Here is an 11,475-nt window from a genome sequence, read left to right on the forward strand (position 1 = left end):
AAGAGCAGGTACTCCTACAATGTTTGCCGTGTAACCATTACTGAGCTAATCTACTAATTAAGAGTCGATTGATTGATTAGGGACAATTGAGTATGGATATTGCGGAACTGCTGGCTTTCTCGGTTAAAAATAAATCATCAGATTTACATATATCCGCAGGATTACCACCAATGATTCGTGTAGATGGTGATCTGCGTAAAATTAATTTGCCAGCGTTGGATCATAAAGACGTTATTAAAATAATTTACGACATTATGAATGACAGGCAAAGAAAAGAATATGAGGAGTTTTTGGAAACGGATTTTTCTTTTGAAATTAATAATCTGGCACGTTTCAGGGTTAATGCATTCAATCAGTCACGAGGTGCTGCGGCAGTATTTCGTACAATTCCTTCGAAAATATTGACTATGGACGATTTGAATTTACCGCCAATTTTTAAAGATATGGCGGGATTTTCCAGGGGGTTGGTTTTAGTTACCGGACCAACGGGGTCTGGTAAGAGTACTACTCTGGCTGCAATGATTGATTACATTAATGCCTCACGCTACGAGCACATCCTGACTGTGGAGGATCCTATTGAATTCGTACATCAGAGTAAAAAATGTCTGGTGAACCAAAGGGAAGTTCACAAGGATACCTTGAGTTTTAATGCCGCATTACGCTCTGCCTTGCGTGAAGACCCGGATATTATTCTGGTCGGTGAGTTACGTGATTTGGAAACCATTCGCCTGGCAATGACGGCAGCAGAAACAGGGCATTTGGTCTTTGGAACCTTGCACACCAATTCGGCAACCAAAACCATCAACAGGATCATTGATGTGTTCCCAGCAGAAGAAAAATCCATGGTTCGCTCCATGTTATCAGAATCGCTACAGGCTGTAGTCGCCCAAAGTTTATTGAAAAAAAATAATGGGGGCCGGGTCGCAGCCCTGGAGATTATGATGTGCACAGGTGCTATTCGTAATTTGATAAGAGAAGATAAAGTCGCACAAATGTATTCTTCAATTCAAACGGGGCAGGCCAAAGGGATGCAAACGCTGGATCAGCATTTGACTGAATTGGTAAATAATAACATCATCTCTCGGCATACTGCCCAGGAAGCGGCTATTAACAAAACTTTATTTTAAACGAGCGCGATCTTTCGAATCATTTTAGTTCGTCCTGTATTTCGTGAGGAATAGTTATTTTTCGACATGAGCTTTACGTTAATGCTGCTACTCATTCATATGAAACATCGAGTTAATAAATATATCATTGTGACTTCATTATTCGCATGATGTTCTATAATAATGAATTATACTCTCTGGTTATATTATGAATTTAAACGAGATACTGGAACGCCTTTTAGCTATAAGAAAACTTACTTCACGTACTGATATAAGCAGATTGAGTGAAGAGCGTGTAGCTGCTCGGCTAACTGAGGCCAGGCGGCAATTGAATGATTTATTACAGCGAGTTAATTATGAATCAGGCTCGGTTGCTGCAGGCTATATCAGCGAGATTTGTTCTGATTGGAACATCAGCGATTTACGGCAAGAGAGCTCGGCATCAAGCAGTCGCGATGTATCTGATTTTCATCCTCAGGCATCTCAATATAAGGGGCACTACAACAATGAGTTATATCAAAAGATACTTCCCTTGTGCCGCCTCGCCCGTTTGAACGAAAGGAACGGTATTCCTGAAAGCCATGCTTTAAAGTTATCCTTGATTTTTGAAGACGAACAATCGGTATATCATTACCTGATCAATTTTCCTAAAGGCAACAGGGTAAACAATTTGGTGCATGACGCTTGTTTGTTTGATTTGCCAGATTTTGATTTACCCGATTCTGAATTGTGTGATTTTTCACAATGGAAAAAGATTGCGGCCAAGCGCGATAACATGCTTAACCCACGGTTTAGAAAATTATTACCACATGCAGGTGCAATAGAGCGATTGAATCGATCTATTGTGCCTGTGGGCGTAATCTCTGGCAAGGTTAAAGCAGAAAAAATTAAAGCCAAAGAAAAGGAGTTGGCAAATGCAATGAAACAACACAGAGTATTGGTGGAAAGGCCTTTAGATGACCCAACTGAAGCAGGAAAGGCTGATCGACAAAAAAATCTTTCCCTATGGAGCCAAGAGAAATCACGAATTAGTATGGAGTTGACCGATTTGGCTGCTGGTATTCCTTTAGCTGATGCGTCATGTCTTGTGTTGCAGGCTTTTTAAGAACGATATAAGGCAACCAGCAATCTCGAGCATCGAATACTAATACAATATGGTCTGGGGGAAAAAAGTATTGCCACATTTTATTCCTTACAACGAAACAATGACGATGAAGCCATCCCGGCAATCACCATCAAAGGATCGGATCTTGGCTATGACCATTGCTATCTGACCAAGCTTGATATTCAAAGTGACAAAGGAGCGACTCTTGCTGCTTGTCTTGGAAAGATTACCCGTTGCTGTCAGTACTTGGGAGGAGCAGGGGATGCGTGTGCGCGTCATGGCATTGAGTCACCCAATGGTGGTTTTTATGTGCTTTTTCAAGGGGATGAGACCAATCCCAGCCTCAATGACAAAATATTAGCTCAGGGATGGGTTTGGAGAAGTCTTGAGGGCAATCTGTGCATTGATTCTGTAGAAACAACATATTCGGATATAACCCAAAAAATTGTAGACATGTACCGTTATTTGGGAATGTTGTTGTGCGAGTACAAGGACATTCAAAGAGTGCACATCGGAGCATTTAGTGGTGTGTCACATCATGTAGGACACGATGACTATTCGGTGGGAGCTTTAACTGCTCTTGATCACCCTGGTTATAACGATTCAATGGCGCAGTTGTTTTTAGCTGATGCCTTCATGCCTTATATCTTTTATGGAAGAAAAGATGCGGCTCGACTTGGGGAACTCATTAAGGAGAAAACCCGATCCTTATTTGCGAATTTTTTTGTTCAGCCTGATGCCCTCAAACAGAATGAGCAATTGAAACAGGCTACTGCTTATTTGATCGCTTCAAATCACAATAAAGTTGACAGCCCCATTTTTAAGGTAATACTTGATGCCGCAGGTGAGCGAGCTGATGAGTTTCTAGAGTTAGTCGAAGTCAATCGTCGTTATGCCAGGATTTTGGAATTTCCCTATACCCAATCGCATTTTGAGGATTTGTGTCTCATGCTTCATCAAGGAGCGTGTATTAATGTGACTAATGAATCGCGCAAAACGGCACTTCATTGGGCTGCAGGAAACTTCGAATTGTTGAGGGTTTTGCTCGAATTGATTCCAGAAAAACAAAAGCTTGATGTAGTGAAAGCTGTTGATGGATTTGGTAAAACTATATTGCATTATACTGTAAAAAATTCTGAATTTTTGAGGACCATACTTCAGATTTATCCTGAAAGTCAAAGGCTTGATGCTGTTAAGGTGATTGATTACAGTGGAAAAAATCTGCTGCATCTTGCGGCAATGAATATCAACTCCTTGATGATTCTGTTGGAACTTTATCCGGAAGATCAAAGGCTGAGTGCCGCAATGATGAAAGACAATAATAGGAAAACAGTGTTGCATTTTGCTGCAAGTAATTCAGAGTCTTTGAAAGTTATACTCTTGTTGTATCCTGAAGCAAAACGGTTTGATGCTGTAAGAGAAGGGGATCGATTTCACCTGAATCCACTTTATTATGCATCAAAAAATACCAAGTCGTTTATCATCCTGCTTGAGTGCTTATTAGAGGATGACAGGATTGAAGCAATTAATGAGCTTAAAAAACATGATGAACAACTCTTGCACGACCTGGTCAAAATCCCTGAAACGCTTAGAGTTATGCTGGAACTTCTTCCTCAAGAACACAAGCTCCTAGCGATGAAACCTGTTGGGAGGCATGGTAGAAGGGTGCTAGGTTATGCATCATCTAATCCAGAGTGTTTGAATGTACTTCATCAACTTGTGCCTGAGCTGTTCAGGGCAGGAGAGGCCAGGAAAAGCAGCTCATCAAGAGCGGCATCCTCTTCCGAAAGTCGGAATGCATTTTTCGGTAGTGGTCTGTCTACTGAGGAAGAAAGAGTGACTGCGGAAACAAAAAAAAATACTGGTCTGGATTTAAAAGGTACAGGTATATAAGGGGTAACCAGGGGTGTTGTTCTATTTTAGTTTTTGCAACAGTTTATGTTCCCCTGGTACTTTTTGTTCAGCGCTTTTCCTTCCCCAGCTTATTTTTTATATATGCCCAGGAGACATCGATTCAATATGTGCGTCTATATCATTTGCCAATTCATTTAATTCTTCAGCTGTTTTAGTCTTTGGTGGTTGAAACATTCCGTAATAAGCCAGCTTGGATCCCTTATCTTTAGAGGTATTAACAAGAAAAATAATGATGTTGCTCAGGATGTTGGATAGAGCATCCAAACACATTAAAATTTCTCGGACTAAAGGAGTATTGCGTAAAGTACTTCTATGGGAGTTTAATAATTCCTGATGCTGATTTTGGAAACCTTTAAAATCATTTTGGCACTCAACGAGTGTGTTTAACAGGATTGAAGATTCAACACCAGAATATCGTTTATCATGGACATTAAATTGCTCCGATTGGAATTGTAAACTTCGGATTTTTTTACTGACGCAATCATACAGTTCTTGCATTTCGATTGCTAAAATTTGGTACTTGGGATTTCTAATCGCTTTGTCTTGGAGGCCATAAATCAATTGTTTAAAGTCCTCAAGGGAACTAAATAAAGAGTCGAGGGCAATTAATAGTTTTGGTTGTTCTTCTAGCGGATTGTCTTCTTCATCAAATGATTTGAGAACATAACTGTAGGTAACCAGTTTGCGGCGTGTTTCGAATTTATATGAACCTGAATAGCTTAGTTCCCATTTTTCTGAGTCTTTATATGATTTTGATTCATTTTGATGCAACAACTCATCATAAACAGCTCGCTTAAGCGGATCGATTAGAGTTGTATACGCTTGATTAAGTGTGCTGATGTACGCTTTGGTTTTTTTCTTGTCTTCCTTGGTTTCCTGCGTTTTTATAGGGTGGAAAAATTGTGATTTAGTATGGTAAGCATTTGTTATTTCTTCATCATTTGCATTTAGAGAAATACCTAAAACATCATAAAACGTCGTCATTTTTTCCCCAATTCAATATTGAAATCAGCTATCAATTGATGTTAATAACAGCGATCCAGTTTAATTAAAAATTCATATTCAACAATAGACAAGGCTAGAAAAGCTCATTTATTGTACATTAGTGATATAAAAAGACAAGGGGCTGTTGATATTTCATTATTTTCAAACCTACTTTCCGTGACTTGTACGCGGAATCGATAGATCTTGCGGAAAACAAGAATATATTGCGCCTATAAAGATTGAATTGGATCCCGCGAACAAATCGCGAGACGTCGAAACTTGAATTGTCAACAGACCCTAATCAACTCATTACCTGGAGCTACATCAAGAAAAAATTGCCCGTTTGCACGGGCACGATTGATGGTCAGCAATGGTTGTATTGATAAACATCTGTCTCGAGGTATCAGGCGTTCTTTTGTAATTCGATTAATTGCGGTATACCACTTTCTGCAAGTGCAAGCATGCTATTGAGCTGATCACGATTAAAAAATCGATCTTCTGCGGTTCCCTGAACTTCAATAAAATGTCCGTCTTCATTCATGACCACGTTCATATCGGTTTCAGCGAGTACATCCTCAGCATAATCCAAATCCAGTACGGGTTGACCTCTGTAGATTCCCACGGATACAGCAGCAACGTAGTTAAAAGTTGGCATTTTGCGTAATTTTTCACGCTGCACCATCCATTGAATCGCATCTCTCATTGCCACACAAGCGCCAGTAATTGCCGCAGTTCGGGTTCCGCCATCGGCTTGAATGACATCACAATCCAGAGTAATGGTATTTTCACCTATAACTTTTAAATCCATGCAGGCTCTCAGTGAGCGGCCGATCAATCGTTGAATCTCAAGTGTTCTTCCCCCTTGCTTGCCTTTGCTGGCTTCACGCTCTGTTCTGCTGTGAGTTGCTCTGGGTAGCATTCCATATTCAGCAGTCACCCACCCCTGGTTTTTACCTTTAAGAAAACGAGGAACACCTTCAATTACCGAGGCATTACACAGCACTCTGGTTTGTCCGAATTCAACAAAAACGGAGCCTTCAGCGTGATTTGTATAGTTGCGAGTGATTTTAATAGGGCGAAGTTGGTTCGGTTCTCGATTGCTAGGGCGCATGATTTAATCCTCAAAAAAATGGGAAGTATAGCTCTTAAATAGCCTTGATGCACTCATGAACAAAGAATAGAAGCTAAAATAGCCGATGTCGGCGACTGGGAACCTGGCTTGAAATAACTCCATGCGTTCTCTCTGTCCAATTATCTTGTTTTGAGGTATATTCGCGCAAGGTTTATTCTAAGGTAGTTTTATGATTCATAGTATGACCGCTTTTGCGCGAGGCCAAAAACAGACTGATTCAGGTACGCTGTGTTGGGAAATCAGATCGGTTAATCACCGTTATCTGGATGTTTCATTTCGCTTGCCCGAAGCATTTCGATACATGGAAACCAGTTTAAGAGCATCGCTTCGAGATAAAGTCAATCGAGGTAAACTCGAGTGCCAGCTTAAGTATCAAGATACAAGTTCTGATAATCAGTCTATGCTTATAAATACAGGAATGGTCAATGCTTTAGTCGAATTAAGCAGTACATTATCTGCTTCGCATCAGCTGGCTAATGATATGACTGTAAGTCATATACTGTCCTGGCCAGGTGTCGTTCAGGTTGGTCAAATGGATATAGAAGTATTGGGACAACAGGCGCTTCTGGTATTTCAGGATGCTCTTGAAGACTTACTCCAAGTTCGGGCAACTGAAGGCAAGGCATTAAAATTGCATGTTGAAGAGCGGTTGCATGCTATGGAACAAGAGATCAATCGAGCGCGGAACATCGTAAGCGATTTGGCAAGTCTGACTAAAGACAGATTGTTGACTCGATTACAGGCAATACAACTTGAAGTTGCTGAATCGCGAGTGGAACAGGAAATCGCAATGATTTTAGCGCGTATGGATGTCAGCGAAGAACTAGACCGGTTGCAAACCCATGTAGCAGAGGTACGCCGTACTCTGAGTACTGACAAAGTGGCAGGCAGAAGACTTGATTTTTTAATGCAGGAACTGAACCGGGAGGCGAACACTTTGAGTTCAAAATCAGATTCAGTGGATTTAACACAGAGCGCAGTAGAAATGAAAGTATTAATTGAGCAAATGCGTGAACAAATACAAAATATTGAGTGAGTACTATGGCAGGTAATTATTCCGGAAATTTATATATAGTCGCGGCACCCTCAGGTGGGGGTAAAACCAGTTTGGTTCGAAATTTAATCACGACACTTGATGATATCGAGGTATCCATCTCCCACACCACACGACCCATGAGGCCAGGGGAACAAAACGGAGTTGATTACTTTTTTGTTAGTGAACATGAATTTATTCAAATGGTTAATGACAATGCTTTTATAGAACATGCTCAGGTTTTTAACCATTTATACGGAACTTCCGTTGAACAAATCAAGCGACGATTGCAGCAAGGGATTGATATTGTTTTAGATATTGATTGGCAAGGAGCAGAACAAATCAGACATACATTTCCTGATGCAGTGAGCATCTTTATAGTCCCGCCTTCATTAGACGAGCTAAAACAAAGATTAATGAACAGGCGTCAGGATAAAGATGAAGTTATCAGTGACAGAATGAAAAAAGCCCAAGATGAATTGAGTCATTATCCTGAATTTGATTACTTGATAGTGAACGATACTTTTGAACATGCAGCCATGGATTTAAGAGCAATAGTGACTGCAGATCGGTTGCGAATTGACCGTCAGGTAAATAAACAATCAAAATTGCTTTCATTCCTGATGTCATAGCAGTAAAATGAGGGGTTTGAGACAGAAACAAGTATTGTGGATGTCTGCACATGACGTTGTGTTAAGCCTGGGTTCCTGTCTCTGCAATTCAGTTGGTTGTGTGAGTTACAGATTAGACCTAAACTTAGATGAAATGGGCTAACGGTCAACTTGTTCTTTAACTTAAGGGTGGATTTTATGGCACGAGTAACAGTAGAAGATTGTTTGGAGCACGTTGCAAACCGATTTGAATTGGTTATGGTTGCTACCAAGCGCGCACGACAAATTGCAGTTCGTGGCGATCAACCAATGGTTGAATGGGAAAATGATAAACCGACAGTAGTCGCTTTACGGGAAATTGCAGAAGGGTATATAACTGCAGATATTTTGGACAAAGAGTAAACGTATTTGTTGACTTTGCAGTAAGACGATTTGTCCTTTAAATACATACTACTTGAAGAACAAGTTATGGTATTGATGCAAAGCACAGGAAACACTAGCGAAGCATAAGAACGTAACTTGGGCAACGAGAGGTATTAATGGCCATGTTGGACATTAGGGAGTGCTGCGTGAGCTACTTTAAGGAGCTCGATGAAGAGCTTAAATGCTATCTTGAGCAGGCGCAAATTGAAAAATGTTACCAAGCCTATGTGGTTGCTGAAAGAGCCCATCATGGCCAAATGCGCCGTTCTGGCGAGCCCTACATTACTCATCCCGTAGCCGCGGCCTTAATTCTTGCCAGAATGCGTTTGGATTATCAAACCATTATGGCTACTTTACTGCATGACGTTGTGGAAGACACGTCAATTAGTAAAGAAGATTTAACGAAGCAGTTTGGAGAAGACGTCACCGCCTTGGTTGATGGTGTAACCAAACTGACCAAAATCAAATTTGAATCCAAAGCAGAGGCCCAGGCTGAAAACTTTCGCAAGATGGTTCTTGCCATGGTTAAAGACATTCGCGTGATTATCGTGAAGCTTGCCGATCGCCTGCACAACATGCGTACTTTGGGAGCCATGCCTTATGCCAAGCGCAGACGGATTGCTATAGAAACACTTGAAATTTATGCCCCTATAGCCAATCGATTGGGAATGCATTCGATTTATGTAGGCCTTGAGGATCTGGGTTTTCAGGCTTTATATCCCATGCGATACAGGGCTATCAAATCAGCAGTTGAAAAATCCCGCGGTAATCGAAAAGAGTTAACCCAGACTATTGAAAAAGACTTGCAGCACGCATTAGCTCAGCTAAAAATTCCCTACGAACAAGTGTTTGGCCGACAAAAGCATTTATACAGCATCTACAGAAAAATGCGGCAAAAAAAGGCATCTTTTACAGAAATTACGGATGTTTTTGCATTTAGGGTAATCACAGAGGATATTGATTCCTGTTATCGAATTTTAGGTGCCTTGCATTGCACTTATAAACCAGTTCCCCAGCGATTTAAAGACTATATCGGCATACCTAAAGCCAATGGATACCAGTCACTGCACACCACTTTATTTGGTCCATTTGGCGTTCCACTTGAAGTACAAATACGTACTCGGGAAATGGATAAAGTCGCGGATAATGGAGTTGCAGCGCATTGGATTTATAAATCATCCGGCCTTGAAGTAAATGAAGCGCAGTTAAGAGCCAGGGAATGGGTGCAGAGTTTGCTGGAGATGCAGCGCAGCACAGGGAATTCGCTTGAGTTTATTGAAAACGTTAAAATTGATTTGTTCCCGGATGAGGTCTATGTTTTCACACCCAAAGGCCATATCATGGAATTACCTAAAGGTGCCACGCCAGTTGATTTTGCTTATACGGTGCATTCGGGAGTGGGTAACAGCTGCGTCGCTGCCAAAGTAAACAGACGGCTTGTTCCTTTAAGCATCCCTTTGTCTAATGGCCAGACTGTTGAAATCATTACAGCACCTGGTGCTCATCCTAACCCGGCCTGGTTAAATTTTGTCGTGACGGGTAAAGCCCGATCGAATATTCGTCATTTCCTGAAAAGTCAGCAACATGCTGAATCTATAGTTCTGGGTAAACGTTTGTTAGAACAGTCGCTAATAGAACTTTCAAGTGACTATGCCAAAATACCACCAGAATCCTTACAGGCGTTATTGAGTGATTTGCACTACAAGACAGTAGATGATCTTTTGTATGCCATCGGAATTGGGAATCAAATGGCCATGGTCATTGCCAAACGCCTGGTAGTTACCCAGGATACCAATGAACTGGATAAAGTGAGTAAAACACGTCCCTTGGCTATCAAAGGTACTGAGGGTATGGTGGTTCACTTTGGTGAATGTTGTCAGCCTATCCCTGGGGATAATATTGTCGGAAAATTCCAGCAGGGTAGAGGAATTATTGTGCATGCCAGTGACTGCGCATCATTAAACAGTTCACGCAGCCATCCTGAGCAATTTATTGCTCTGCGCTGGGACGATCAGGTTCAAGGCGAATACTGGGTTGATATTACAGTTGATGTTGCAAACGAACGTGGTGTTTTGGCGGCTTTGGCAACTGCAATTTCAGAGGCTGACTCTAATATTGGCAATATTAACGTAGATCCAAGAGACGGTCGGCATAATGCCGTTACTTTCTCTATCAGTGTAACTGACCGAACTCATTTGGCACGAGTGATGCGACGGTTAAGAGCAAATAAGGTCGTCATGCGTCTTTACAGAAAAAAACAAGGGGATAATTGATGCAAGCAATCCACACCAAATTAGCACCAGAAGCTATTGGCACTTACAGTCAGGCAATACGTTGTGGGCAAACGGTATATCTTTCTGGGCAAATTCCGTTAGATCCCGAAACGATGCAGTTATGCAGCGATGACATTAAATTACAGATCACACAGGTTTTGGAAAATTTAGCTGCGGTATGTGAAGCTGCAGGAGGCAGTTTGGCGAACATTGTCAAACTTAATGTGTATCTAACGGATTTAAGTCATTTTCCATTAATTAATGATGCAATGAGTCGTTATTTTATTGCGCCGTATCCTGCAAGGGCTGCGATTGGGGTTTCAGCCTTACCACGTGGTTCCAAGGTTGAAATGGATGGTGTGATGGTTCTATCTTCTTCAAACAGTTAGCAGTATGAGCGACGATCAATACGCCCGTGCCGGGCGTGTGATGTTTTTATTAGTCTGGATCATTTTATTTACAGGCTTGTTTTTGTTTTTTTATTATTACGATAAGTCTGATAGCACTGTATTTGTTGCTAATCGCAGTGAATTTATATTGAGCGCAGATAAAGAAGGTCATTATCGGATTAATGGCAGGATCAATGAATATCCCGTAGAGTTTTTGGTGGATACTGGCGCAACCTTGGTTGCCATACCTCAAACGATTGCAACACAATTACACATCACTGGACGATATCCGGTTACCATCTCAACTGCAAATGGCGAGATAACCGGTTCCTTAACTCGTTTACAGCAATTGTCTTTTGGTGAATTTAATCTTAAAGACATTAAAGCGGTGATTATTCCTGGTGCTGCTGATGATACTGTTTTGCTGGGAATGAATGTATTATCACAATTTAATATGGTACAGGAAGAAAATCGGCTGGTGTTAAAGAAACGAGTAAAATAAACG

At 41.1% G+C, this 11,475-nt stretch carries 11 protein-coding genes; 9 read left to right on the plus strand and 2 right to left on the minus strand.

The window, feature by feature from the left end; translation table 11 throughout:
- Nucleotides 1–92 precede the first annotated feature (92 nt).
- The 3 genes from ELY21_RS05175 to ELY21_RS05185 all read left to right on the plus strand — a co-directional run bounded on the left by ELY21_RS05175 (nt 93) and on the right by ELY21_RS05185 (nt 4,104).
- Complete coding sequence (locus tag ELY21_RS05175; protein WP_127107500.1) at nt 93–1,127, plus strand: type IV pilus twitching motility protein PilT; 1,035 nt, start codon at nt 93–95, stop codon at nt 1,125–1,127.
- Between the two features lie 187 nt (nt 1,128–1,314).
- Nucleotides 1,315–2,211, plus strand: coding sequence for a hypothetical protein (locus tag ELY21_RS05180; protein WP_127107502.1), 897 nt, complete (start codon nt 1,315–1,317; stop codon nt 2,209–2,211).
- A gap of 309 nt (nt 2,212–2,520) precedes the next feature.
- Nucleotides 2,521–4,104, plus strand: a complete 1,584-nt coding sequence (locus tag ELY21_RS05185) for an ankyrin repeat domain-containing protein (RefSeq protein ID WP_127107504.1) — start codon at nt 2,521–2,523, stop codon at nt 4,102–4,104.
- Nucleotides 4,105–4,200: 96 nt separating this feature from the next.
- Here ELY21_RS05185 and ELY21_RS05190 read toward each other — a convergent pair whose 3' ends face one another.
- Nucleotides 4,201–5,109 (minus strand): J domain-containing protein, encoded by a 909-nt coding sequence (locus ELY21_RS05190; RefSeq protein ID WP_127107506.1) that lies wholly within the window; start codon nt 5,107–5,109, stop codon nt 4,201–4,203.
- Between the two features lie 403 nt (nt 5,110–5,512).
- On the minus strand, nt 5,513–6,220 hold the full coding sequence (gene rph / locus ELY21_RS05195) for a ribonuclease PH (RefSeq protein ID WP_028385290.1): 708 nt from the start codon (nt 6,218–6,220) through the stop codon (nt 5,513–5,515).
- Between the two features lie 190 nt (nt 6,221–6,410).
- Here rph and ELY21_RS05200 point away from each other — a divergent pair, with 190 nt between their 5' ends.
- From ELY21_RS05200 to ELY21_RS05225, 6 genes are all read left to right on the plus strand, one after another.
- A complete protein-coding gene (locus ELY21_RS05200; protein ID WP_127107508.1) occupies nt 6,411–7,277 on the plus strand; it encodes a YicC/YloC family endoribonuclease in 867 nt (288 codons plus the stop codon).
- A 5-nt stretch (nt 7,278–7,282) separates the two neighbouring features.
- On the plus strand, nt 7,283–7,906 hold the full coding sequence (gene gmk, locus ELY21_RS05205; RefSeq protein ID WP_127107510.1) for a guanylate kinase: 624 nt from the start codon (nt 7,283–7,285) through the stop codon (nt 7,904–7,906).
- A 177-nt stretch (nt 7,907–8,083) separates the two neighbouring features.
- Entirely contained in the window at nt 8,084–8,287 is a 204-nt protein-coding gene (gene rpoZ, locus ELY21_RS05210) for a DNA-directed RNA polymerase subunit omega (RefSeq protein ID WP_028385294.1), read from the plus strand.
- Nucleotides 8,288–8,430: 143 nt separating this feature from the next.
- A complete protein-coding gene (gene spoT / locus ELY21_RS05215; protein ID WP_115343588.1) occupies nt 8,431–10,581 on the plus strand; it encodes a bifunctional GTP diphosphokinase/guanosine-3',5'-bis pyrophosphate 3'-pyrophosphohydrolase in 2,151 nt (716 codons plus the stop codon).
- Nucleotides 10,581–10,970: a RidA family protein gene (locus ELY21_RS05220; RefSeq protein WP_028385296.1), complete on the plus strand. Its 390-nt coding sequence runs from the start codon at nt 10,581–10,583 to the stop codon at nt 10,968–10,970. Before spoT ends, ELY21_RS05220 begins: the two co-directional genes overlap by 1 nt.
- 4 nt (nt 10,971–10,974) lie before the next feature.
- On the plus strand, nt 10,975–11,472 hold the full coding sequence (locus tag ELY21_RS05225; protein ID WP_127107512.1) for a TIGR02281 family clan AA aspartic protease: 498 nt from the start codon (nt 10,975–10,977) through the stop codon (nt 11,470–11,472).
- Nucleotides 11,473–11,475 lie beyond the last annotated feature (3 nt).

Source organism: Legionella sp. km535 (assembly GCF_003990085.1).
GTDB lineage: Bacteria > Pseudomonadota > Gammaproteobacteria > Legionellales > Legionellaceae > Legionella > Legionella moravica.

Bases quoted from the DNA above. Each gene is read 5' to 3' on its own strand.
- ELY21_RS05180 (WP_127107502.1), top strand. From the start codon at position 1,315: ATGAATTTAAACGAGATACTGGAACGCCTTTTAGCTATAAGAAAACTT.
- ELY21_RS05200 (WP_127107508.1), top strand. From the start codon at position 6,411: ATGATTCATAGTATGACCGCTTTTGCGCGAGGCCAAAAACAGACTGAT.
- ELY21_RS05220 (WP_028385296.1), top strand. From the start codon at position 10,581: ATGCAAGCAATCCACACCAAATTAGCACCAGAAGCTATTGGCACTTAC.
- rph (WP_028385290.1), bottom strand. From the start codon at position 6,220: ATGCGCCCTAGCAATCGAGAACCGAACCAACTTCGCCCTATTAAAATC.
- ELY21_RS05190 (WP_127107506.1), bottom strand. From the start codon at position 5,109: ATGACGACGTTTTATGATGTTTTAGGTATTTCTCTAAATGCAAATGAT.
- rpoZ (WP_028385294.1), top strand. From the start codon at position 8,084: ATGGCACGAGTAACAGTAGAAGATTGTTTGGAGCACGTTGCAAACCGA.
- gmk (WP_127107510.1), top strand. From the start codon at position 7,283: ATGGCAGGTAATTATTCCGGAAATTTATATATAGTCGCGGCACCCTCA.
- ELY21_RS05225 (WP_127107512.1), top strand. From the start codon at position 10,975: ATGAGCGACGATCAATACGCCCGTGCCGGGCGTGTGATGTTTTTATTA.
- ELY21_RS05175 (WP_127107500.1), top strand. From the start codon at position 93: ATGGATATTGCGGAACTGCTGGCTTTCTCGGTTAAAAATAAATCATCA.
- spoT (WP_115343588.1), top strand. From the start codon at position 8,431: ATGTTGGACATTAGGGAGTGCTGCGTGAGCTACTTTAAGGAGCTCGAT.